The organism is Leucobacter chromiireducens, assembly GCF_003917135.1.
In the GTDB taxonomy this organism is placed as follows: Bacteria; Actinomycetota; Actinomycetes; order Actinomycetales; family Microbacteriaceae; genus Leucobacter; species Leucobacter chromiireducens_A.
This window is the reverse complement of the sequence record NZ_RPDI01000009.1, coordinates 85487-107860: the sequence shown is the minus strand read 5'-3', so window position 1 is coordinate 107860 and position 22374 is coordinate 85487. Positions and strand designations below refer to the sequence as shown.

The window sequence follows — 22374 nt, the reverse complement described above, 5'->3', positions numbered from 1 at the left end:
CCCCGACGGGCGCCGACGGCGCCGTGACGCGGCGCGACGTGCTGCGGGCGGCCGAACGCGCCACCGCCGGCGCGGCCCAGCCCCAGGCCGACGCCCCGAACCCGAGCGACGCCGCGGTCGCCCAGCCCGGCCAGCTGCGCGTCGTGCGGACCGAGCAGTTCAGCCAGCTCAGGAAGGCCGTGAGCGCGACGCTCAGCCGCAGCCGCAGCGAGATCCCCGAGGCCACCGTGTGGGTCGACGTCGATGTGACCGAGCTGTGGCGACTCCGCCCGGGGATGGCGAGCGCAGACGCGAAGGCTCCATCGTTCACCGCCCTCTTCGCGCGCTACGTGCTGCTGGTGCTCGAGCGCTTCCCGCTGCTCGCCGGCCGGCTCACCGAGGGAGGCGACGCGCTCGAACTGTTCGACGGCGTCAACCTCGGCGTCGCGGTGAACACCGAACGCGGACTCATGGTGCCCGTGATCCCGCGCGCCGACGCGCTCGACCTCGGCCGCCTCGACGGGGCGCTGCGCGAGCTCGCGCAGACCGCGCGCGATGGGCGCACGCCGCCGGAGCAGATGCGCGATTCCACGTTCACGGTGAACAACTACGGCGCGTTCGGCGTCGACGGCTCGGCCGCGATCATCAACACGCCGAACGTCGCGATCCTCGGCATCGGCCGCGTGATCGAGCGGCCGTGGGTGGTGGCCGGCGAGATCGTGCCGCGGCGCATCGCGCAGCTGTCGCTCGTGTTCGATCACCGCGTGTGCGACGGCGGCTACGCCGCGGGCTTCCTGCGGGCGGTGGTCGATCTGCTGGAGCAGCCGCTCGCGGCGTACCCGCGCGTGTAGCGCCGCGGAGGCCGGTGGCCGGGGGGCCGCACGGACCAGTGCGTGCACGGTTCCCTGTGTGCACGGACCAGTGTTTGCACGGAACCGCGCGGCCCCCTATTGTTGAATTCATTACCGACCGATCAGTCACTAATTCAGGGGACGGACGCTCGGGGCAAGACGAGGAGGTCATCGCCCATGCCAGAGGCATATCTCGTAGGAGGGGTCCGCACCCCGGTCGGTCGCTACGGCGGCGCGCTCGCAGGGGTTCGCCCGGACGACCTCGCGGCCACCGTGCTGCGCGCGGCGGTGGAGCGCTCCGGGCTGAGCGCCGAGGCCATTACCGGCGGCGCGATCGACGAGGTGATCTTCGGCGCGGCCAACCAGGCCGGTGAGGACAACCGCAACGTCGCGCGCATGGCGGTGCTCCTCGCCGGGCTCCCCGACGAGCTGCCCGGCTACACGGTGAACCGGCTCTGCGCCTCAGGCATGACCGCCGTGGCGAACGCCTCGCAGGCGATCCGCGCCGGCGACGCCGAGCTCATCATCGCCGGCGGCGTCGAGTCGATGACGCGGGCCCCCTGGGTGCAGGAGAAGCCGGGCCGCGCCTGGGCGAAGCCCGGGGCCCAGTTCGACACATCGATCGGCTGGCGCTTCACGAACCCCGAGCTCGCCGCGCGCGAGAAGGCCACCTTCACGATGCCGGAGACCGCAGAAGAGGTGGCGCGCGTCGACGGCATCAGCCGCGCCGACGCCGACGCGTTCGCGGTGGAGAGCCACCGCAGGGCCGTCGCGGCCATCGCTGCCGGCCACTTCCGCGACGAGATCGTGCCGGTCGAGGCCCCGCACGGCCGCGCGACGCGCCTCGTCGATACCGACGAGGGCCCCCGCCCCGACACGACCGCCGAGGTGCTCGCTGGGCTCCGCCCCGTNGCGCCTCGTCGATACCGACGAGGGCCCCCGCCCCGACACGACCGCCGAGGTGCTCGCTGGGCTCCGCCCCGTGGTGCGCGGCGGCGAGGTGGTGACCGCTGGCAACGCGTCCTCGCTCAACGACGGCGCCTCGGCGCTGCTCGTCGCGAGCGGCGAGGCCGTTGAGCGCTACGGGCTCACCCCGCGCGCACGCATCGTGACGAGCGTGTCGGCAGCCCTCGCGCCCGAGGTCATGGGCCTCGGCCCCGTCCCGGCGACCGAGAAGGCGCTCGCGCGCGCCGGCCTCACCGCAGCGGACCTCGGCTCCGTCGAGCTGAACGAGGCGTTCGCGTCGCAGTCGCTCGCCTGCATCCGGCGGCTCGGCCTCGATCCCGAACGCGTCAACGCCGACGGCGGCGCGATCGCGCTCGGCCACCCGCTCGGCTCCTCCGGCTCGCGCCTCCTCGTCACGCTGCTCGGGCGCATGGAGCGCGAGGGCTCGCGCTACGGCCTCGCCACCATGTGCGTCGGCGTCGGCCAGGGCACCGCGACCATCATCGAACGGATCGACGCGTGAGCGCGGCGGGGGCCCCGAGCGGCGCGGCCGGCGCGCTGCGCATCGAGGATCGCGGCAGCCACGTGCTCGCCACCCTCGACCGCCCGGAGAAGCGGAACGCCATCGATCAGGATCTCATCGACGCGCTGCACGCGCTCTGCGCCGAGCTCGAGCAGGATCCGCGCACCCTCGTGCTGCACGGCGCAGGCGGCAGCTTCGCCGCAGGCGCGGACATCGCGCAGCTGCGTGAGCGCCGGGCGGCTGACGCGCGCGCCGGCATCAACACCCGCGCGTTCATGCGCATCGCCGCGCTCCCCATGCCCGTCATCGCCGCACTCGACGGCTACACCCTCGGCGGCGGGGCCGAGCTCGCATACGCGGCGGACATCCGCCTCGGCACCCCGGCGCTCCGCATCGGCAACCCGGAGACCGGGCTCGGGATCCTCGCGGCGGCCGGCGCCAGCTGGCGGCTGCGCGAGCTCGTCGGCGAGCCGCTCGCGGCCGAGATCCTGCTCGCGGGGCGCGTGCTCACGGGCGCCGAGGCGCTCACGGCCGGCCTCGTCACGCACCTCCACGACACCGGGGAGGAGGCGCTCGCCGCAGCCGAGCAGATCGCAGCACGCATCGCGAAGCTCGACCCCGAGGCCACCCGCGCCACGAAGCGCGTGCTCCGCGCACCGCGCGAAGCGCACCCGGCCATCGATCTCGCCGAGCAGGCCACCCTGTTCGAGAGCCCAGAGAAGATGCGCCGCATGACCGAGTTCCTCGAGCGGAAGAAGAAGTGACGATGACCGCGCAGCACGATTTGCAGGCCGCCGACGCCAGCACAGACACCGTCCCGGCGCGCGTCGGCGTGCTCGGCGGCGGACGCATGGGCGGCGGCATCGCACACGCCTTCCTCCTCGCCGGCGCAGCGGTGACGGTCGTTGAGCGCGACGCGCAGGCGGCCGACGCCGCGCGCGAGCGCATCGAGCGCAGCATCGACGCCTCCATCGCGCGCGGCTTCGCCGGCGATGCTGAGCAACTCCGCGCGGCGCTCACCGTCGCGAGCTCGGCTGCGGCGTTCGACGGCGCGGAGCTCGTCGTCGAGGCTGTGCCCGAGACCCTCGAGCTGAAGCTCTCGGCGCTCAGCGGCATCGAAGCGCAGCTCGACACCGACGCGGTGATCGCGTCGAACACGTCCTCGATCCCGCTCGCGCAGCTCGCCGGGGCGCTCACGCACCCCGGCCGCTTCATCGGCATGCACTTCTTCAACCCGGTGCCGGCCTCCTCGCTCATCGAGATCGTGGTCTGCGACACCACCGACGACGCGCTGCCCGAGCGCGCGCGCTCCTGGGTGCGCGCCCTCGGGAAGACCCCAATCACCGTCGCGGACGCGCCCGGCTTCGCGTCGAGCAGGCTCGGCGTCGCCCTCGCGCTCGAAGCGATCCGAATGGTGGAGCAGGGCGTCGCCTCCGCCGCCGACATCGACCTCGCCATGGAGCTCGGCTACCGCCACCCCACCGGGCCGCTGCGCACCACCGACATCGTCGGCCTCGACGTGCGGCTCGGCATCGCCGAGCAGCTCGAGCGGGATCTCGGCCCGAACTTCACCCCGCCGCAGCTGCTCCGCGACATGGTCGCGGCCGGCAAGCTCGGCCGCAAGAGCGGCAGCGGCTTCTACGACTGGCCCGACACGAACTGATCGCCAAGGCCCACCCACACACACGAACGGAGCACCCCATGACCCGCACGCTTGAGAGCTACGTCCAGGGCGCCTGGTGGCAGCCCACCGCCGCCGACCTCGACACCACCCCCGCCGCCGAGGTGCGCGACGCGGTCACCGGCGACACCGTCGCGCTCGTGTCGAGCGCGGGGCTCGACCTCGCCGGCGCCATGCACTACGCGCGCACCACCGGACAGGAGCACCTCGGCGCGCTCACCTTCCACCAGCGCGCCGTGATCCTCAAGCAGCTCGCGCTCGTGCTCACCGAGCGCAAGGCCGAGCTGTACGAGCTCTCGACGCGCACGGGCGCGACGAAGACCGACTCGTGGGTGGACATCGACGGCGGCATCGGCGTGCTGTTCACCTACTCGGGCAAGGGCCGCCGCGAACTGCCGAACGCCCGCGTGCAGCTTGACGGGCCCGTTGAGCAGCTCTCGAAGGACGGCTCGTTCATCGGCCGCCACATCCGCACCACGCTGCCCGGGGTCGCCGTGCAGATCAACGCGTTCAACTTCCCGGTGTGGGGCGCGCTCGAGAAGCTCGCGCCAGCGTTCCTCGCCGGCATGCCCACCATCATCAAGCCGGCAACGCCCGGCGCGTACCTGACCGAGCAGATGGTGCGCATCATGGTGGAGTCCGGCCTCCTCCCCGAGGGCGCGGTGCAGCTCGTCACCGGCTCGATCCGCGACGTGTTCGAGCACGCGCAGCTCGGCGACGTGGTGTCGTTCACCGGCTCGGCCTCGACCGCGGAGAGCCTGCGGCTGCACCCGGCCGTGCAGACGGGCGGCGTCATCTTCGGCGCGGAGACCGACTCCATCAACGCCTCGGTGCTCGGGCCAGACGCGGGGGCAGGCACCCCGGAGTTCGACGGTTACGTGCGCCAGCTCGTCGCCGAGATGACCACGAAGGCCGGGCAGAAGTGCACCGCGATCCGCCGCGCCATCGTGCCGGCCGAGCTCGCCGACGCGGTTCAGACCGCGGTTGCCGAGCGCATCGCAGCGAAGGTCGTCGTCGGCGACCCGCGCAGCGAGGGCGTGACGATGGGCGCGCTCGCGTCCGCCGAGCAGCGCGCCGAGGTGCTCCGCCAGGTGGGCGCGCTCGTCGACGGCGGCGGCCGCATTGTGCTGGGCGCCGGCCAGGAGGACGCCGACGGCGGCGCGGGCGGCGCGTTCCTCGACCCGATCCTGCTCCGCTTCGACGACGCGAGCGCCGCGCGCGTGCACGACACCGAGGCGTTCGGCCCGGTGTCCTCGATCATCACGTACGGCACGCCCGCCGAGGCGGCCGAGCTGGTGGCACGCGGCGGGGGCTCGCTCGTGACGAGCGTCGCGTCGGCGGATCCCGCGTTCGTCGCGCAGCTGACGCGCCGCATCGCCTCGGGCAACGGCCGCGTGCTCACGCTCGACCGCACGAGCGCGCGCGCCTCGACCGGTCACGGCTCCCCGCTCCCCGCGCTCGTGCACGGCGGGCCAGGCCGAGCCGGTGGCGGCGAGGAGCTCGGCGGCGTCCGCTCCGTGTTCCACTACATGCAGCGCACCGCGATCCAGGGCAGCCCGGAGATGCTCACCGCGATCACCGGGGTGTGGCACGCCGGTGCCGCGACGCGCGATGACCAGCACCCGTTCCGCAAGTCGCTGCAGGAGCTGCGCATCGGCGATCAGGTGGTCTCGGAGCCGCGCGAGGTCACGCTTGACGACATCTCGCACTTCGCAGAGTTCACCGGCGACACGTTCTACGCGCACACCGACGAGGAGGCCGCGGCCGCCAACCCGTTCTTCCCCGGCCGCGTGGCGCACGGCTACCTGCTGCTGTCGTTCGCCGCAGGGCTGTTCGTCTCCCCGGAGCCCGGCCCTGTGCTCGCGAACTACGGGCTCGAGAGCCTGCGCTTCATCACGCCGGTGTCGCCAGGCGACCGCGTCCGGGTGGCGCTCACCGCGAAGCAGATCGTGCCGCGCGAGACCGACGAGTACGGCGAGGTGCACTGGGACGCGGTGCTCACCAACCAGAACGACGAGATCGTCGCCACCTACGACGTGCTCACGCTCGTCTCGAAGACGCCGGAGCCCGCGGCGGCCGCGTAGCGCCGTGCGGATCCCGCGGTGGTCAGCCCGCCGCGGGGTCCGCGAGCCGCGCCAGGGTCGCGACGATCGCCACGGCTGCGGCGTCCGCCCCGGCGTGGTCGTGCGCGCTGACCGTCACGACCGCGTCGCCGCGGAAGATCACGAGCTGGCCGTACGCGCCGTGCAGCCGCCAGGCGTCGCCAGGCCCGTCCCAGCCCGACATCGCGTAACGCTCGTAGGCCGGGAAGTCGCCCGCGGCGCGCCAGTCGGCGTGCATGGCGTCGATCGCGGCGGCCGGCACGAGCTGCGCGCCGGCCCACGCCCCGCGATCCCGGATCAGCTGGCCGAGCCGCGCCATCTCCTCGGTGCGGAGCGCGAGCCCCTCGCCGGCGCGCACGCGCCCGTTCGGGCAGCGCGCCCAGCGCACGTCAGCGATCCCGAGCGGATCGAACAGCCGGGGCTGCACGTACTCCATGATGTCCCCGACGCGGCGCTCCAGCACCCACATCGCCGCGTAGCTGCTCGCGTTGGAGTACTGGAAGGTGCGTCCCGCCGCATCGCGGCCGAGGAACTCGCGCGCGAGGTCGGGCCAATCGCTCAGCATCGTTTCGGACCACGGCAGATCGATGCCGCTCGACATGGTGAGCAGGTGGCGCATGGTGCGGTCGGCGACCCCGGCGCCGAACGCGACCCCGGTGACGAAGCTGCCGAGCGGGGCGTCCAGATCGATGACTCCCTCCGCCTCGGCGAGCGCGGCGGCCAGCACGCAGACCGCCTTCGAGACCGAGTGGATCTCCGCGCGCTCATCGGCACTCCAGCGATGCTCGGCGACGGCGTCGCCGACACGCACGTGCAGGCCATCCGCGCCGAAGCCGGAGCGATCGATCTCTCGCACGATCTGCTCGCACACGAGCTGCGCTGAATTCTTCACCCGCCTATTGTGCACGCGCTCCCTGCGTGCACCCGAGAACGATACCTATGCTGGGGGCATGCAGGATTCAGCCGCCGCCGCTCGCGGGGCCTGGCGGCGGGAGCGCAGCACGCTCGTGCGCCGGGTCGCGAACTCACCGCAGGCGGTGCCCGAGCCGTTCGCGATCATCGTTCAGAGTCAGCACACCACCACACCGCTGGAGCTCGAGCCGCACACGCATCCGCAGCACGAGCTCGTGTGGGTACGCGGCGGTACGATGACCGTGCAGTTCGACGACCGGGTGGTGACGGTGCCCGACGGCTACGGGGTGTGGATCCCGGCCGGCACCGTGCACTCGGGGCGCACCACGACCCGCACGCGGCTCTGCGACGCGCACTTCGAGCCCAGCCGGTCTGCCGCCGGCTTCGACGCCGCGACCGTCGTCGAGGTGACGCCCGTGCTCGCCGCACTGCTCACGCACCTGGAGGGCGGGGAACTCCCCCAGCCGGCGCGGCTGCGCGCCGAGGCGGTCGTGTTCGACGTGCTCGCCGCCGCCGAGCAGCAGTTCGCGCTGCAGACGCCGCGGGTCGAGCGGGTGGATCCCATCGTCGCCGCGCTGCTCGCTGATCCGACGGACGCCCGCTCGCTCGGCGAATGGGCCGGGCTGCTCGGGATCAGCGAGCGCACGATCACGCGGGCCTTCCGCGCGCACACCGGGCTGTCGTTTCTCCAGTGGCGGCAGGTGCTGCGCGTGCACCACTCGCTCTCGCTCATCGCCGACGGTCACCCGGTGCACGAGGTGTCGCAGCTGCTCGGCTACGCGCAGCCGAGCACATTCATCGCGTCGTTCAAGCGCGTGCTGGGGGTCACTCCGGGGAGCTATCAGGCCCGCCAGCGCGAGCCAGCTCAGTAGCGGCGCGTGCGTCGCGCCCCGCGGAGCACGCAAGAGTCGCTGCCCCCGCTGCGGTGACTGTCCGAAACGCCGTATTCCCTGACCGGTTTCCTTGATTGCGGACCTCCGCGCTTCTCCCTAGGCTGGACAAGCAAGGTAACCCTAAGCATCATCAGCTCTTTGCCCGGTCGGGCAGCGGCTGGCCCGCGGCGCCCTGCATCTCCGCCCACCGAACGCAGGACACCTCACCGCATGGCAGCCCTCCTCCACCCCTCCCGCACCGCGCCGCGGCGCGCGACCCAGCTGCGCGGCACGGACCTCGTGCTGGGCTTCGGGCAGCGCACGGTGGTGGACGGGGTGTCGGTCGAGCTCCGGCCCGGCCAGGTCACCGCGCTCGTCGGCCCCAACGGATCGGGGAAGTCCACGCTGCTGCGCGCGCTCGCCCGCCTCCACCGGGTCGACGGCGGCGAGGTGTCGATCGGCACCGAGGCGCGCAGCGTCGCCGCGCTCAGCGCACGCGAGTTCGCCCAGCAGGTCACGCTATTCACGCAGTCGCACGCCGCACCGCAGGGGCTCAGCGTGCGCGAGGTCGTCGCCTGCGGACGGCACCCGTACCGGCGCCGCTTCGCGGGGCTGAGCGCCGAGGATCAGGCGCGCATCGACGCCGCGCTCGAGGCAACCGGCATCACCGACATGAGCGAGCGAGCCGCAGGCGAACTCTCCGGCGGCGAACTGCAGCGGGTCTGGCTCGCCGCGTGCTTCGCGCAGGACACCGGCGTCGTGCTGCTCGACGAGCCGACCAACCACCTCGACCTGCGCTACCAGCTCGACACGCTCGACCTCATTCAGGATCTCGCCGTGCAGCACGGGGCAGCCGTTGGCGTCGTGCTGCACGATCTCGGCCACGCCGCCAGCGTTGCCGACACGCTCCTCCTCATGCGCTCGGGTCGGGTCCTCGCAGCCGGCCCCCCGGACACGGTGCTCACGGCGGCGCACATCGCCGAGGCGTACGAGGTCGCCGTCGAGGTGCACCGAGATCCGCGAAGCGGGCGACTCCGCATCGATCCGATCCCGCGCAGCAGGCAGCGGTCCTGACGCGCCACCCGATTCCCGCCGCGCGGCCCACCGGACTGCCCGCGGCGTCTCCCATCCACCCAGGTTCCCGAAAGGACACCACCATGCCACGCGCTCTCACCACTGTCCCCCTCGCGGCCGCCGCCCTCGCGGTGCTCGCCCTCACCGGCTGCGGCACCACGAGTGTCCCGGCCGCCGAGCCGAGCGCCGACGCCGCAGCGATCTCCGAGAGCTGCGCCGCGGACACCACCGCGACCGCGACCGGCCCCGTCTCCGTGACCGACAGCCTGGGGCGCACCGTTGAGCTCGATGCGCCGGCGAAGCGCGTCGTCGTGCTCGAGTGGCAGCAGACCGAGGATCTCCTCTCGCTCTGCGTCACCCCGGTGGGGGCCGCGTCGATCGACGGCTACGAGACCTACGTCAGCGCCGAGACGCTCCCCGAGGGCGTGGCGAACGTCGGCGAGCGCGGCGAGCCCGACCTCGACGCACTCTTCGCGACGAACCCCGACCTCATCGTGATGGAGGCGAACAGCGCCGACAACGAGCTCCTGCAGAAGCTCGAGGAGCAGGATGTCCCCGTGCTCGCGACGATCGGCGCGGACAGCAGCGGTCAGATCGACAACATGAAGCAGGTGTTCACGCAGATCGCGGAGGCCACGGGCCGGAGCGAGCGGGCGACCCAGGTGCTCGCCGAGTTCGACGCGCACCTCGCCGAGGCGCAGGAGCTCGTGGCGGACGCCGAGCTGCAGACCACCGACTTCGTGTTCTTCGACGGCTGGATGGAGAGCGGCAACGTGGTCGTTCGCCCCTACGGTGAGGGCGCGCTCTTCACCGAGCTCGGCGAGGAGCTCGGGCTCACGGGCGCCTGGAGCACGGAGATCAACGAGGCGCACGGCAGCGGCGGCGTCGACCCGGCGTACGGGCTCGCGCAGACCGACATCGAGGGCCTGATCGCGGTCGGCCACGCGAACCTCATCTACGCGAACGACGGCACCGCCGACAACTACGTGACGAAGCTCGAGCAGAGCCCCATCTGGACGGCGCTGCCCGCGGTGAAGGAGGGGCGCGCGTTCGAGTTCCCGCCCGGAGTGTGGGGCGCAGGCGGCCCGCGCTCGGGCGAGCAGGCCATCGACGCGTTCGTCTCGGTCATCACCGGGAAGTGACCGGGGTCCACACGGCCACGATCCCGCGCGGCACCGCGACCGGGGACTCCGGGCCCGGGAGCAGCGGGCCCGGAGGCACCGCGACCGGCGGGATCGTGGCCATCGCCGCGCTCGCCGTCGCGGTGCTCGCGGTCGGGCTCTGGCACCTCACGCAGGGCAGCTCCGGCCTCACGCCAACGGATCTGATCCGCGGGCTCTTCGGGGCGGAGCTGCACGTCGGCGGCGTGTCGGTGCAGGATGTGTTCATCGGATCGCGCCTCCCCCGACTGTTCGCCGGAATCGCCGTCGGGTGCGCGCTGGGAGCCGCCGGCGCGCTGCTGCAGTCCGTGACGCGCAACCCGCTCGCCTCCCCCGACACCCTCGCGGTGTCCGCCGGGGCGTACTTCGCGCTCGCCGCCGTTGCGGCGTTCGGCCTCAGCGTGCCCTTCTGGGCGTCGAGCGGCGTCGCGTTCGTCGGCGGCCTCCTCGCCGCGGCCGTGGTGCTCGGCGTCACCGGCCGCGCGGCCGGCACCATGACCACCCGGCTGATCCTCGCAGGATCGGCCGTCGCGATGGCGCTCGACGCCGGCACGGCGATGCTCCTCATCCTGTTCAAGGAGAACACCACGGGACTGTTCGCGTGGGGAAGCGGCTCGCTCGCGCAGCTGAACCTCGACGCGTCCCTCCGCGCGGCGCCGGTGATCGTCGCCGCGCTGCTGCTCGCCCTGCTGCTCGCGCGCAGGCTCGACGTGCTCCGGCTCGGCGAGGACGCGGCGTCCGCCGTCGGCGTGCCCGTCCGCTCCACCCGCACGGTCGCCGTGCTCTGCGCGGTGCTCCTCACGAGCGTGTCCGTAACCGTTGCCGGCCCCATCGCCTTCGTCGGCCTCGGCGCCCCCGTGCTCGTGCGCCTGCTCGCGCACCGCATCCCCGCGCTGCACCGCCACGCCCTCCTCATTCCGGCCGCCGCGCTCGCCGGCGCACTCCTGATCCTGCTCGCCGATGTCGCGCTGCGCGCGCTGCTCGGCGCGGAGGGCGCGACCGCGATCCCGACCGGGATCCCCACCGCGCTGCTCGGCGGGATCGTGATCATCCTGCTCGCGCTCCGCATGCGCGACGCTGGCACGGCGCGGATCGCCGAGGCCGTGCGCTCGACGCTTCGCACGCGCCGTCACTTCGTGCTGGCCGTGTGCGCCGCCGGCGCGCTCCTCCTGATCCTGCTCCTCATCGGGATGCTCGCCGGCAGCATGTGGCTGCAGACCGGCGATCTGCTGCTGTGGCTCAGCCAGAGCGCCCCCGATCTTGTGGCTCGCGCCTTCGACGAGCGCGCCCCACGCGTCGCGGCCGCCGTGCTCGCCGGCGCCGCGCTCGCGCTCTCGGGCGTGGTGGTGCAGGGCACCGTGCGCAACCCGCTCGCCGAGCCGAGCCTGCTCGGGATCACCGCGGGCGCTGGGCTCGGCGCCGTGATCGTCGTGACGACCGGGATCGGCGGCGGCGGCAGGCCCATGATCATCGCGTTCGCGATCGTGGCCGGGCTCGCGACGTTCGCCGCGATCACGCTCCTCGCGATGCGCGGCGGGCTACTCCCGGACCGCTTCGTGCTCGTCGGCATTGGCGCGAGCTACGCGCTCACCGCGGTCACCGCGTTCATGCTGCTGCGCTCGGAGCCGTGGGAGACGCCGCGGATTCTCACGTGGCTCTCAGGCACCACGTACGGTCGGACGCTCGGCGACGTGCTGCCGGTCGCGCTCGTGCTCGTGGTGATCGCCCCGATCCTGTTCGCGCTCCGCCGGCAGCTCGACCTGCTCGCCATCGACGAGGACACCCCGCGCATTCTCGGACTGCAGCCGCAGCGCACGCGCGTCGGCCTCCTCGCGCTCGCCGCGCTGCTCGCGGCCGTTGCCGTCGTCGCGGTGGGCACCGTCGGCTTCGTCGGCCTCGTCGCACCGCACCTCGCGCGCACGCTCGTCGGAGCGCGGCACGCACGCATCATGCCGACCGCGATGCTCATCGGCGCGGTGCTCGTGCTCAGCGCCGACACGCTCGGGCGCACGCTGATCGCGCCCTCGCAGCTCCCAGCTGGGCTCATGATCGCGCTCATCGGCGCGCCCTACTTCGTGTGGGTGATTCGCCGCGCGGCGTAGCTCTGGCTACTCGCCCGGGATCAGCTCCGCGATCGCCTGGCGAGGCGCAGCGCCACCCTTCGCGCAGCAGCCGGGCCGGCACACGTCGAACCACGGGCCCAGGCGCGTCGTGTTGGCGCGCTGCCCCACCGGTCGCCCGATGACGCGCTCGCGCACGAGGTCGACGAGAGCCGCGACGAATGCGGGATCCACTCCGGGGGTCGGGGTGCGCCACATCCAGAGGCCCGCCTCGGCCGCGGTCTCTGCCGCCTCGCGGTCGAGGTCCCACAGCACCTCAAGGTGGTCGCTCACGAAGCCGACCGGCACGATGATCACCGCGGTGCGGCCGGTGAGTGCCTCGATCGCATCATTGATGTCCGGCTCCAGCCACGGGGTCGACGGCGCGCCGGAGCGCGACTGGTAGACGAGCTGCCACGCGAGATCCGGGGCGGCCTCCGCCATCACCTGCTCCGCGACGGCGAGGTGCTGTGCCGCGTATCCGCCGCCCTCGACGTCGTCGAACAGCCGCGCGCCCGAGTGCTGCGCGTCGGCGGTCGGGATGCTGTGCGTGGAGAAGAGGACCTCGATCGCGGATCGCGCGTGCCCGGCCGCCTCGGCCTCAGCGACCGCCTCGGTCAGACCGGCGACGAAGGGCGCGACGAAGCCGGGGTGCGAGAAGAACTGACGCACCTTGTCGATCTGCAGCGTCTCGGTGAGCCCAGCCGCCTCGAGCGCGTCGGCCCAGTCCTCCCGGTACTGCCGGCACGACGAGTACGAGGAGTACGCGCTCGTGGGTATCGCGAGCATGCGCCGCACCCCGTCCGCCGCAGCCTGCGTCAGCGCCTCGTCGAGGTACGGCGCCCAGTTGCGATTCCCCCAGTAGACGGGCAGATCGATCCCAGCCGCGGCGAGCGCGTCGGTGAGCGCGGCGCGCAGCGCGCGGTTCTGATCGTTGATGGGGCTCACCCCGCCGAATGCACGGTAGTGGTGCGCGACCTCTTCGAGCCGCTCGTCGGGGATCCCGCGCCCGCGAGTGACGTTGCGGAGGAACGGGAGCACGTCCTCCTGCGCCTCGGGGCCGCCGAACCCGGACAGGAGCACGGCGTCGTACGAACCCGGGCGCTCGATGTGCGCTTCCCCCGCCTGCGCGACCGGGGTGGCCGATGCGACCTTGGCTCCCGGGGCGATGTGCACGCGAGTGGCCGCTTGCGGCTTCTCCTCCCGCCGCGTCGCCGGTGCGTTCTGGCTCTCCTGCGCGGGTGCGGTGTGCATACTCTTCTCCAACTCAGCCGGGATTCAGGTGCGGGTGACGTGGCGCCGCGTGCCCGGAGAAGTTCTGACGGAACGCCCTGCCTGGGCACCGCGACGCCACTTTCGTTAGCTTAGCGAAAGATTAGCTTGGTGAGAAATTGTATACTGGCGTCATGGCCAACAGCAGCGACGAGCGCGCGGCGCTCCGACAGCGCTCGGTGTCGCCACATACCCTCGACACGCAGCAGCTCAGCGAGGAGGACACCGCGCAGGCCTTCGCGGTGATGCAGGCGTTCGGGGCCTGGCAGGACGCCGGACGCGCGCTCGCCAAACTCTCCGCCGACTACATGCAGCTCAACGAGACCGACATGCGGGCCATCCGGATGATCATGGGCGCGCAGCAGCGCGGCGAGGTGGTCACCCCGAAGGACATCGCGCGGGCGGTCGACATCTCCAGCGCCTCGACCACCAAGCTGGTCGACCGGCTCATCGCGGCCGGCCACCTTGTCAGGTCGCCGCACCCGAGCGATCGCCGCACGGTCTCCATCACGGTCACCGACGACACGAGACTGACCGCAAGCAACACGATCGGGCGGCAGCACGCACGCCGCTTCGCCGTGGCGGCTGGGCTCTCCCCCGTGGAACGCACCGCAGTGATCAAGTTCCTCACCGGCATGCGCGAGGCGGACCAGCCCCAACAGGACCTGCTGCACGGAGCGCCCTAGCGGAAGTCGCGCTCCTCGCTCACGCGGAGCCCGGTGCGCACGTACTTGAGCACCGTGTCCGCGAGCTGCTCCGGGGTCTCCGGCCCATCGGGCCGGTACCACTCGACGAGCGAGTTCACAAGACCGAAGGTGAGCCTGGCCGCGATGGGCGGCGTCACGTCGTCGCGCACACTGCCCTCGGCACGCGCCTGCTCGAACACGCGACTCAACCGCGCGGTGAGCTCGCGCCGCCGGCTCAGCGCCCGCAGCTCCACCTCCGAGTTGCCATGGAGGCGCAGCAGCAGAGTGAGGTACTGGCGTCGATCGCAGGCGACGGTGACGGCACCGCGAATGATGCGGCGAATCTTCAGCACGGCGTCGGCCTCCTCGGCCTCCGCCTCGTCAAACACGCGCTCCAGCTCGCCGAGCACGCGATCCAACGCGATCTCCAGCATCTCCGCCTTGGACGAGAAGTGGTGATAGACGGCGGACTTCGACAGGCCCAGCCGCTTCGCGATCATGTCCAGCGAGGAGGCGTCGTAGCCACGGTCCATGAAGAGCTCGACGATGATCTCGAGCATGCTGTTCTGATCGTAGCCTGGCCTCCCGCGCCGGCTCGCTGTCGCAACCTCAGAAGCCCCCATCGGCCACTCCTTCCCGGCCCCGCGCCTCCGCAGGCGCCCAGCGCTTGGGTGCGGACGAGTAGTCCGCACCCACCCAAGCTACCTCAGGTCGTACAAGCGCTTCAGCTTTCCTTCGGAACGCGGGAGGCTCCCGCAGGCGACGAGCTCGGTTCCGAGCGTGGTGCCCACCCGATCCTTGATGCGCTTCTGCAGGAGCCGAAGCGCCGCTTCGGCGGCGGCCGGGCCGGCGTCGACAGTCGGCTCGATCTTCACCACGAGGTGATCCATCGTGCCGCGGCGCGAGAGTTCGAGGATGAAGTGCGGGGTGAGCTCGGGGATTTCGCACGCGATCTCCTCGATCTGCGTGGGGAACAGGTTCACGCCGCGCAGGATGATCATGTCGTCATTGCGTCCCGTGATCTTCGCCACGCGGCGGTGCGCGGGCCGCGCCGTGCCCGGGCTGAGCGACGTCAGGTCCCGGGTGCGGTACCGAATCATCGGGAACGCTTCCTTCGTGAGGGTCGTGAACACCAGCTCACCCTGCTGCCCATCGCCGACCTGGCGCAGATCCTCATCGATGATTTCGGGCAGGAAATGGTCCTCCCAGATGTGCGGCCCGTCCTGCGTTTCGACGCACTCGTTACCGACGCCGGGCCCCATCACCTCGGAGAGCCCGTAGATGTCGACGGCCTTGATGTCGAGCCGCGCCTCGAGCTCCTGCCGCATCGAGTCGGTCCACGGTTCAGCCCCCAGGATCGCGACTTTCAGGCTCGACTTCCGCGGGTCGAGCCCAGCACGTTCGAACGCGTCCGCGATGGTCAGCAGGTAGCTCGGGGTGCACATGATGGCGTCGGGCTCGAAGTCGTGAATCAGCTGCACCTGTTTCTCAGTCTGGCCTCCGGACATGGGGATCACGGTGCAGCCGAGGCGCTCGATGCCGGCGTGCGCGCCGAGGCCGCCGGTGAAGAGGCCGTAGCCGTATGCGTTGTGCACCTTCCAACCCGGGCGCACCCCTGAGGCGTAGAGCGAACGGGCGATGAGATCCGCCCAGTTGTCGAGATCCCCGTCCGTGTAGCCGACAACGGTGAGCTTGCCGGTGGTTCCCGAGGAGGCGTGCACGCGGCGCACCTGATCCATCGGCACCGCGAACAGCCCGAACGGGTAGTTGTCCCGAAGGTCGCTCTTGGTAGTGAAGGGGAGGCGCTCGACGTCGCGCAGCTCGCGAATATCGTCTGGGCGCACCCCCATCTCGTCGAATCGGCGCGTGTAGAACGGGACGTTCTCGTACGCGTGACGCACCGTCCACTGCAGGCGCTGCAGCTGGAGTCGCTCCAGCTCGGGGCGGGTGAGGCGCTCCTCGGGGTGCAGTCCGATCTCGGCGAGGGTGGGGGATGTGGTGGACATGGGTCCTCTTTTCAGGTGTGCGGCGGTGGACACGTGGGGCGAGCGGGAACGCTCAGAGTGCGGGGGAACTGGGCGCACGGGGGCACCCAGCATCCGTCACTCGGCGGTGGGGATCTGGCGGTTCGTCGCGAACGAGCGGCCGCGGAACTCGGCGACCGTGTTGCCGTGCTGGTCGGTGACCGTGATGTCGTACAGCCCGTTCCGGCCGGCAAGCCAGCGGCGCTCGGCGGTGGCGGTCAGCACGTCGCCAGCATGGGTTGCGCGGGTGAAGCCGATGTCGGCACCAGAGGCCACCACGGCGTTCTCCCCCTCGTTGCACGCGTACGCGAAGGCGGTGTCGGCGAGCGTGAACACCATGCCGCCGTGCGCGATCCCGAATCCGTTGGTCATATCGTCGCGGATGCGCATGTCGAGCACCGCGCGGCCGCGCTCGAGCTCGAGCACACGGATCCCGAACGCCCCTTTTGCGGTGTCGGTGCGCAGCATAGCGGTTGCCGACCAGCTGGGATCGAGCGGGATCTCGGCTGTGGTCAGCTCCGCGCGCTGCGGCGCCAGCGTTGCCGTTGCGGTGGACTCGTTCTGCGGTGAACTCATGTGCGCTCCGTTGCGATGTGGGGTGGTGACCGCGTGGAGTCCGGGGTGGCGCTCCGTTGCGATCGTACTCAAGGAAGACTATACTCACTGAATGTTCGGTAAGTAATTCAACTGGCCGCAACTCTACCACCTTGCGCTGGGCCGGGAAACCCCGGCACGAGCGCAAGCACACCGGCAGAGCCCTGACGCAAGGAGGCAGCAGATGGCACCCACGGCAACACCCGATACCCAGGCCCCCGCGGCGCACGAAGCGCAGGAGCGCTTCGACGCGATCATCGAGGCGGACCAGCGCATCGAGCCGCGCGATTGGATGCCGGACAAGTACCGCGCGACGCTCGTGCGCCAGATCTCGCAGCACGCGCACTCCGAGATCATCGGCATGCAGCCCGAGGCGAACTGGATCAGCCGCGCGCCCAGCCTGAAGCGCAAGGCGATCCTCATCGCGAAGGTGCAGGACGAAGCAGGTCACGGCCTGTACCTCTACTCCGCGGCGCAGACGCTCGGAGTCACCCGCGAGGAGATGACGCAGAAGCTCATCGACGGCAAGGCGCGCTACTCCTCGATCTTCAACTACCACACCCCCACCTGGGCGGACATGGGCGCGATCGGCTGGCTCGTCGACGGGGCGGCGATCTGCAACCAGGTGCCGCTCTGCCGCGCGTCCTACGGCCCGTACGGCCGCGCGATGGTGCGCATCTGCAAGGAGGAGTCGTTCCACCAGCGCCAGGGCTTCGAGATCCTCTACGAGCTCTCGCACGGCACCCCCGAGCAGAAGCAGATGGCGCAGGACGCCGTGAACCGCTGGTACTGGCCAGCCCTCATGATGTTCGGCCCGAGCGACGATGCGTCCCCCAACTCGGCGCAGTCGATGGCGTGGAAGATCAAGCGCTTCTCCAACGACGAGCTGCGCCAGCGCTTCGTCGGTATGTGCGTGCCGCAGTTCGAGGCCCTCGGCCTCGAGTGCCCGGACAAGGATCTCCGCTTCGACGAGGAGACCGGCCAGTGGATCTCCGGCCCCATCGACTGGGACGAGTTCATGGCCGTGCTCGACGGCCGCGGGCCCGCCAACGCTGAGCGCCTCGACCACCGCCGCACCGCCCACGAGGAGGGCGAGTGGGTGCGCGAGGCCGCCGTCGAGTACGCACGCAAGCAGCGCGAGCGCGCACGCTTCGCCGCATAGTTTTTCACCGCATGACCGCGGTGCGCCGACTGACCGTCGCGCACCGCACGAGAAGGAGACGAAGATGTCGACACCCGGAGAAATGGGAACCGAGGCCTGGCCGCTCTGGGAGGTGTTCATCCGCGCGAACCGCGGGCTGAGCCACGTCCACGCCGGCTCGTTGCACGCGCCGGACGAGGCGATGGCGCTGCGCAACGCGCGCGACCTCTACACGCGCCGGAACGAGGGCGTGTCGATCTGGGTGGTGCCCGCCGCCGCGATCACCACGAGCGATCCCGACTCGAAGGGTGTGTACTTCGAGTCGCCCGCAGGCAAGAACTACCGCCACGCCATCTACTACACGGTGGCCGAGGGGGTGAAGCACCTGTGAGCCAGGATCTTGACACCCAGCACGGCACGGTGAGCGTCGACGAGCTGCGGCTCGCCGACGAGCTCCCCGGTGACGGTTCGACCGCCTCAGCCGACGTCGCGGAGTACGCGCTCTGGCTCGGCGACGACGCGCTCATTCACTCGCAGCAGATCTCGTGGTGGATCAGCCGCGCGCCCGAGCTCGAGGAGGACATGGCGCTCGCGAACGTTGCGCTCGACCTGCTCGGCCACGCCCGCGCGCTGCTGCACTACGCCGGCACGGCGAGCGGCCGATCCGAGGACGACCTCGCCTACTGGCGCGACGAGCCCGAGTTCCGCGCAAGCTGGCTCGTGCAGCAGCCCAACGGCGGCTTCGGCGATACGATCGCACGCCTGTTCGTGTTCTCCGCGTACCAGATCCAGGTCTACCGCGCCCTGCTCGACAGCCCGGACGCAACGCTGCGCGCGATCGCAGGCAAGGCCGAGCGAGAGGTCGCCTACCACCTCGACCACGCGGCGCAGTGGGTGCTGCGTCTCGCCGGCGGCACCGAGCTGTCGCGCGAGCGCATGGTGCTCGGGATCCAGCGGATGTGGCCGCACGTTGACGAGCTGTTCACCGACGAGCCGCTGAACGATCGCCTCGAGGGCATCGCACCGCGGCCGTCCGCGCTGCGCGCCGGCTTCGACCGCGCGATCGCGACCGTGTTCGATGAGGCTGGGCTCGCGATCCCGGACGTGAAGCCCGCGCGTGCGCGCGGCCGCTCCGGCGTGCACAGCACCCAGATGGGCTACATCATCGCGGAGATGCAGTGGCTCGCCCGACGTCACCCCGGCGCATCATGGTAACCGAGCTGCGCCCCAGCGACCCGGCCGCGGCCCGCGTGTGGGACATCGCCGCGCAGGTGCCGGATCCCGAGGTGCCGGTGCTCACGATCGAGGATCTCGGCGTGCTGCGCGAGGCGCGCATCACCGACGCCGGCGCCGAGGTGGTGCTCACTCCCACCTACTCGGGGTGCCCGGCGATCGACCAGATGCGCGACGACGTCGTGGCGCGGCTGCAGGAGGCCGGCTACGCAAACGTCGAGGTGTCGACCACGCTCTCGCCGGCGTGGACCACCGACTGGATGAGCGAGGCCGGCAAGCACAAGCTCGAGGAGTACGGGATCGCTCCCCCGCACGTGCGCTCCGCGCTCGGCGACGGCCCCGTGCGGCTCCAGCTCGCCGTGAAGTGCCCACGCTGCCACTCACCACGCACCCGCGAGGTGGCTCGGTTCGGCTCGACCGCGTGCAAAGCGCTGTACGAGTGCCAGGCCTGCCTCGAACCATTCGACTACTTCAAAGCTCACTAGGCACACCAGACTCACCGGCCACGGTGCCAGCGCACCGCAGCCAACGAAGGGACCATCATGGCCGCCATCAACCTCGGCGCAAAGAAACGCGCGACGTTCCACGACCTCCGGGTGTCCGAGGTTCGTCCCCTCACTGAGAACAGCGTGGAGGTGACGTTCGAGGTGCCGCAGGAGCTCGCGGAGGACTACCGCTACCTGGCCGGGCAGCACCTCGCACTCCGCACGACGATCGACGGCGAGGATCTGCGCCGCTCGTACTCGATCTGCCGGCCGCCGGCGGACGGCAAGATCTCGGTCGCCGTGAAGCGCGACTTCGGCGGCGTCTTCTCCACCTGGGTGAACGACGAGCTGCGCGCGGGCGACACGATGCAGGTGATGACCCCGCAGGGCGCGTTCACCTCGAACCTCGACGAGCTCGCCGGCCGACACGTCGTCGGGATCGCTGCCGGATCGGGCATCACCCCGATCATCACGATGGCGCACCGCGTGCTCGAACAGAGCGACACCTCGCGCTTCGACCTGCTGTTCACCAACCGATCCACCGTCGACGTGATGTTCGTCGAGGAGCTCGCCGACCTGAAGGATCGCTACCCCCAGCGGTTCGCGCTGCACCACGTGCTCTCGCGCGAGCAGCGCTCTGCCCCGATCCTCTCCGGCCGCCTCGACGAGGAGCGCCTGCGCACCATCCTGCGCGAGGTCATCCCCGTCGGCCGCGCAGACGAGTGGGTGCTGTGCGGACCGTTCGACCTCGTGCAGCTGTGCCGCGACCTGCTCGCCGAGCACGAGGTGCCGAGCTCGCACGTGCGCTTCGAGCTCTTCACCACCGGCGAGCCTGGCGCGCAGGTGCCGCGGGCGCGGCCGGTCGAGGTGCGCAGCGGCGAGAAGACCGTGGTGATCGACTTCACGCTCGACGGCACCTCGGCGTCCGTTGAGAGCCCCGTCGCCGCGAACGAGACCGTGCTGAACGCCGCGCTGCGCGTGCGCCCCGATGTGCCGTTCGCCTGCGCAGGCGGCGTCTGCGGCACCTGCCGCGCGCGGGTCATCGAGGGCTCGGTGTCCATGACCGAGAACTACGCGCTCGAGGCCGACGAGATCGAGCGCGGCTACGTGCTCACCTGCCAATCACACCCCCAGTCCGAGCGCCTCGTCGTCGACTACGACGCGTAATCGCGAGCGCAGCAGAGCATCGAGGATCCCATGAGCGCAGACACCGCTTCCACTGAAGTTCTCCTCGCGATCGCCGACGGCGTCGCCGAGATCACCCTGAACGCGCCGGAGCGCCTGAACGCGCTCAGCCCGGCCATGCTCGACGAGCTCTCCGACGCGTACCGGCGCGCCGAGGAGGCCGGCGTGCGCGCGCTCGTGCTGCGCGGCGAGGGCCGCGCGTTCAGCGCCGGCCGCGACATCTCGGACGTCGACCCGCGCCACGACGACGTGATCGGCTACCTCGCGGGCCGCGTGCAGCCGCTCCTCGAGCAGATGAGCGCGTTCCCCGCCCCGACGTTCGCGGTGGCGCACGGCGCCTGCCTCGGCGTCGGGCTCGGGCTGCTCATCGCGAGCGACGTCGTGTACGTGTCCGAGCGCGCGAAGATCGGCAGCCCGTTCGCGAACCTCGGGGCCACGCTCGACTCGGGCGGACACGCCCTGTTCGTCGAGCGCCTCGGGGCGCACCGCACGCTCGACCTGATCATCACCGGCCGGCTGATGAGCGGGGCGGAGGCTGTCGCCGCCGGGCTGTTCTCGCAGGCCTTCCCCGACGACGAGGTGGTCGAGCGCACCCGCGCGGCCGCGGCGGCTGCGGCGCGCGGCGCAACGGCGGCCTTCCGTGCGTCGAAGGAGCTCGTGCGCCAGCTGCGCGACGAGCGCGTTGGCCTCTGGGAGTCGATGGCGGCGGAGAATCGCGCGCAGGCCGCGCTCTGCGACACCGACGACTACCGCGAGGGCTTCGCCGCGTTCCAGGAGAAGCGGCAGCCGGTCTTCACCGGCGCGGCCTCCACGACGGCGGGGGCAGAGGCGTGAGCGCCCCCGTCGGCACCGCGCTGCCCGGAGCGCAGAATCGGGTGGCCGCGCTCGGCGCTGGCGAGCTCGCCGACGCGATGGGGATCGAGTTCACGGAGTTCACGATAGAGCGCACGGTGGGACGCATGCCGGTGCAGGGCAACCGGCAGTCCGTCGGCTTTGTGCACGGCGGCGCGTACGTGGTGCTCGGCGAATCGCTCGGCTCGATGGCGGCAAACCTCTTCGCGGGTCCCGGCCGCCTCGCCGTCGGCGTCGACATCAACGCGACGCACACCCGCTCGGCGACGGAGGGCTTCGTGACCGGGGTGTGCACGCCGCTGCACCTCGGCCGCACGCTCGCCGTGCACGAGATCGTGGTGCGCGACGACGAGGGGCGACGGTGCTGCACGATGCGCATCACGAACCTCATCAAGGACGCCCCCGATCATTAAGTGAGAGTTTGGGTCACTACCGCGGCGCTGGTGCGGCGCTGTTGCGGCGCTGCCTCTCCCCCTTCCCCAGCGATTCGGCCAAACCAAGCCCCAATCTGAAATTTGGGCTTGGTTTGGCCGAATCGCTGGGGTTGGGTGGGGCGGCGCGCGGGGGCGCGGGGTGGCGCGGGGTGGCGCGCGGCGGGGGCGGGCGCGCGAGTTTGTGACGTTTCCGTGCGTCATCGCGTCACATGAGTGAAGCCGCACTCCGCGGCGCCTGCCTGACGGCAGCACTCGCATGCGAAGGAGGGC

General features: G+C 71.5%; 21 protein-coding genes and 1 pseudogene. 17 read left to right on the top strand and 5 right to left on the bottom strand.

The window, feature by feature from the left end:
* The 5 genes and pseudogenes from EGM46_RS06500 to paaZ all read left to right on the top strand — a co-directional run.
* The coding region (locus tag EGM46_RS06500) for a dihydrolipoamide acetyltransferase family protein (protein WP_164512825.1) at positions 1–830 on the top strand (830 nt) is incomplete at its 5' end.
* Between the two features lie 177 nt (positions 831–1007).
* Positions 1008–2298, top strand: a pseudogene (locus EGM46_RS06495) (thiolase family protein).
* Positions 2295–3062: an enoyl-CoA hydratase/isomerase family protein gene (locus EGM46_RS06490; protein ID WP_206427518.1), complete on the top strand. Its 768-nt coding sequence runs from the start codon at positions 2295–2297 to the stop codon at positions 3060–3062. Before EGM46_RS06495 ends, EGM46_RS06490 begins: the two are co-directional and overlap by 4 nt.
* Before the next feature lie 2 nt (positions 3063–3064).
* Entirely contained in the window at positions 3065–3961 is an 897-nt protein-coding gene (locus tag EGM46_RS06485; protein WP_125099344.1) for a 3-hydroxyacyl-CoA dehydrogenase family protein, read from the top strand.
* A 38-nt stretch (positions 3962–3999) separates the two neighbouring features.
* On the top strand, positions 4000–6063 hold the full coding sequence (paaZ, locus tag EGM46_RS06480; RefSeq protein WP_125099343.1) for a phenylacetic acid degradation bifunctional protein PaaZ: 2064 nt from the start codon (positions 4000–4002) through the stop codon (positions 6061–6063).
* A 22-nt stretch (positions 6064–6085) separates the two neighbouring features.
* Here the strand turns inward: paaZ and EGM46_RS06475 are convergent, their stop codons facing one another.
* Positions 6086–6973, bottom strand: coding sequence for a serine hydrolase domain-containing protein (locus EGM46_RS06475; RefSeq protein ID WP_125099342.1), 888 nt, complete (start codon positions 6971–6973; stop codon positions 6086–6088).
* A gap of 58 nt (positions 6974–7031) precedes the next feature.
* On the opposite strand from EGM46_RS06475, the gene EGM46_RS06470 reads away from it, so the two are divergent.
* From EGM46_RS06470 to EGM46_RS06455, 4 genes are all read left to right on the top strand, one after another.
* A complete protein-coding gene (locus EGM46_RS06470) occupies positions 7032–7865 on the top strand; it encodes a helix-turn-helix transcriptional regulator (RefSeq protein WP_125099341.1) in 834 nt (277 codons plus the stop codon).
* Between the two features lie 231 nt (positions 7866–8096).
* Positions 8097–8939 (top strand): ABC transporter ATP-binding protein, encoded by an 843-nt coding sequence (locus EGM46_RS06465; RefSeq protein ID WP_125099340.1) that lies wholly within the window; start codon positions 8097–8099, stop codon positions 8937–8939.
* Positions 8940–9022: 83 nt separating this feature from the next.
* Positions 9023–10081, top strand: a complete 1059-nt coding sequence (locus EGM46_RS06460) for an iron-siderophore ABC transporter substrate-binding protein (RefSeq protein WP_125099339.1) — start codon at positions 9023–9025, stop codon at positions 10079–10081.
* Entirely contained in the window at positions 10078–12201 is a 2124-nt protein-coding gene (locus EGM46_RS06455; RefSeq protein WP_241156216.1) for an iron ABC transporter permease, read from the top strand. Before EGM46_RS06460 ends, EGM46_RS06455 begins: the two co-directional genes overlap by 4 nt.
* 6 nt (positions 12202–12207) lie before the next feature.
* Here the strand turns inward: EGM46_RS06455 and EGM46_RS06450 are convergent, their stop codons facing one another.
* Entirely contained in the window at positions 12208–13452 is a 1245-nt protein-coding gene (locus EGM46_RS06450; protein WP_125099338.1) for a ferrochelatase, read from the bottom strand.
* Positions 13453–13604: 152 nt separating this feature from the next.
* On the opposite strand from EGM46_RS06450, the gene EGM46_RS06445 reads away from it, so the two are divergent.
* Positions 13605–14156 (top strand): MarR family winged helix-turn-helix transcriptional regulator, encoded by a 552-nt coding sequence (locus EGM46_RS06445; protein WP_125099337.1) that lies wholly within the window; start codon positions 13605–13607, stop codon positions 14154–14156.
* On the opposite strand, the gene EGM46_RS06440 is transcribed toward EGM46_RS06445, so the two are convergent.
* The 3 genes from EGM46_RS06440 to paaI form a co-directional block, all read right to left on the bottom strand.
* A complete protein-coding gene (locus EGM46_RS06440) occupies positions 14153–14779 on the bottom strand; it encodes a TetR/AcrR family transcriptional regulator (RefSeq protein WP_125099336.1) in 627 nt (208 codons plus the stop codon). The two genes, EGM46_RS06445 and EGM46_RS06440, sit on opposite strands and share 4 nt — an antisense overlap.
* Before the next feature lie 78 nt (positions 14780–14857).
* A complete protein-coding gene (gene paaK, locus EGM46_RS06435; RefSeq protein ID WP_125099335.1) occupies positions 14858–16162 on the bottom strand; it encodes a phenylacetate--CoA ligase PaaK in 1305 nt (434 codons plus the stop codon).
* A 96-nt stretch (positions 16163–16258) separates the two neighbouring features.
* Complete coding sequence (gene paaI / locus EGM46_RS06430; RefSeq protein WP_125099334.1) at positions 16259–16756, bottom strand: hydroxyphenylacetyl-CoA thioesterase PaaI; 498 nt, start codon at positions 16754–16756, stop codon at positions 16259–16261.
* Between the two features lie 202 nt (positions 16757–16958).
* On the opposite strand from paaI, the gene paaA reads away from it, so the two are divergent.
* The 7 genes from paaA (at position 16959) to EGM46_RS06395 (ending at position 22083) form a co-directional block, all read left to right on the top strand.
* Positions 16959–17936, top strand: coding sequence for a 1,2-phenylacetyl-CoA epoxidase subunit PaaA (paaA, locus tag EGM46_RS06425; protein ID WP_125099333.1), 978 nt, complete (start codon positions 16959–16961; stop codon positions 17934–17936).
* Positions 17937–18000: 64 nt separating this feature from the next.
* Positions 18001–18306 carry a 1,2-phenylacetyl-CoA epoxidase subunit PaaB gene (gene paaB / locus EGM46_RS06420; RefSeq protein ID WP_025134813.1) on the top strand — a complete coding sequence of 102 codons (306 nt, stop codon included), beginning with the start codon at positions 18001–18003 and terminating at the stop codon, positions 18304–18306.
* On the top strand, positions 18303–19130 hold the full coding sequence (gene paaC, locus EGM46_RS06415) for a 1,2-phenylacetyl-CoA epoxidase subunit PaaC (RefSeq protein ID WP_125099332.1): 828 nt from the start codon (positions 18303–18305) through the stop codon (positions 19128–19130). The genes paaB and paaC overlap by 4 nt, the downstream gene beginning before the upstream one ends.
* Positions 19124–19633 carry a 1,2-phenylacetyl-CoA epoxidase subunit PaaD gene (gene paaD / locus EGM46_RS06410; RefSeq protein ID WP_125099331.1) on the top strand — a complete coding sequence of 170 codons (510 nt, stop codon included), beginning with the start codon at positions 19124–19126 and terminating at the stop codon, positions 19631–19633. Before paaC ends, paaD begins: the two co-directional genes overlap by 7 nt.
* A gap of 57 nt (positions 19634–19690) precedes the next feature.
* Complete coding sequence (gene paaE / locus EGM46_RS06405) at positions 19691–20800, top strand: 1,2-phenylacetyl-CoA epoxidase subunit PaaE (RefSeq protein WP_125099330.1); 1110 nt, start codon at positions 19691–19693, stop codon at positions 20798–20800.
* A 30-nt stretch (positions 20801–20830) separates the two neighbouring features.
* Entirely contained in the window at positions 20831–21652 is an 822-nt protein-coding gene (locus tag EGM46_RS06400) for an enoyl-CoA hydratase/isomerase family protein (protein WP_125099329.1), read from the top strand.
* Between the two features lie 77 nt (positions 21653–21729).
* A complete protein-coding gene (locus EGM46_RS06395) occupies positions 21730–22083 on the top strand; it encodes a hotdog fold thioesterase (protein WP_125099349.1) in 354 nt (117 codons plus the stop codon).
* Positions 22084–22374: the final 291 nt, after the last annotated feature.

What these genes read in the sequence shown, in the direction of transcription:
- EGM46_RS06460 (WP_125099339.1), top strand. Translation starts at nt 9,023, where the DNA reads ATGCCACGCGCTCTCACCACTGTCCCCCTCGCGGCCGCCGCCCTCGCG.
- paaA (WP_125099333.1), top strand. Translation starts at nt 16,959, where the DNA reads ATGGCACCCACGGCAACACCCGATACCCAGGCCCCCGCGGCGCACGAA.
- EGM46_RS06450 (WP_125099338.1), bottom strand. Translation starts at nt 13,452, where the DNA reads ATGCACACCGCACCCGCGCAGGAGAGCCAGAACGCACCGGCGACGCGG.
- EGM46_RS06445 (WP_125099337.1), top strand. Translation starts at nt 13,605, where the DNA reads ATGGCCAACAGCAGCGACGAGCGCGCGGCGCTCCGACAGCGCTCGGTG.
- paaZ (WP_125099343.1), top strand. Translation starts at nt 4,000, where the DNA reads ATGACCCGCACGCTTGAGAGCTACGTCCAGGGCGCCTGGTGGCAGCCC.
- paaK (WP_125099335.1), bottom strand. Translation starts at nt 16,162, where the DNA reads ATGTCCACCACATCCCCCACCCTCGCCGAGATCGGACTGCACCCCGAG.
- paaB (WP_025134813.1), top strand. Translation starts at nt 18,001, where the DNA reads ATGTCGACACCCGGAGAAATGGGAACCGAGGCCTGGCCGCTCTGGGAG.
- paaI (WP_125099334.1), bottom strand. Translation starts at nt 16,756, where the DNA reads ATGAGTTCACCGCAGAACGAGTCCACCGCAACGGCAACGCTGGCGCCG.
- EGM46_RS06485 (WP_125099344.1), top strand. Translation starts at nt 3,065, where the DNA reads ATGACCGCGCAGCACGATTTGCAGGCCGCCGACGCCAGCACAGACACC.
- EGM46_RS06440 (WP_125099336.1), bottom strand. Translation starts at nt 14,779, where the DNA reads ATGGGGGCTTCTGAGGTTGCGACAGCGAGCCGGCGCGGGAGGCCAGGC.
- paaD (WP_125099331.1), top strand. Translation starts at nt 19,124, where the DNA reads ATGGTAACCGAGCTGCGCCCCAGCGACCCGGCCGCGGCCCGCGTGTGG.
- EGM46_RS06395 (WP_125099349.1), top strand. Translation starts at nt 21,730, where the DNA reads ATGGGGATCGAGTTCACGGAGTTCACGATAGAGCGCACGGTGGGACGC.
- paaE (WP_125099330.1), top strand. Translation starts at nt 19,691, where the DNA reads ATGGCCGCCATCAACCTCGGCGCAAAGAAACGCGCGACGTTCCACGAC.
- EGM46_RS06470 (WP_125099341.1), top strand. Translation starts at nt 7,032, where the DNA reads ATGCAGGATTCAGCCGCCGCCGCTCGCGGGGCCTGGCGGCGGGAGCGC.
- EGM46_RS06400 (WP_125099329.1), top strand. Translation starts at nt 20,831, where the DNA reads ATGAGCGCAGACACCGCTTCCACTGAAGTTCTCCTCGCGATCGCCGAC.
- EGM46_RS06465 (WP_125099340.1), top strand. Translation starts at nt 8,097, where the DNA reads ATGGCAGCCCTCCTCCACCCCTCCCGCACCGCGCCGCGGCGCGCGACC.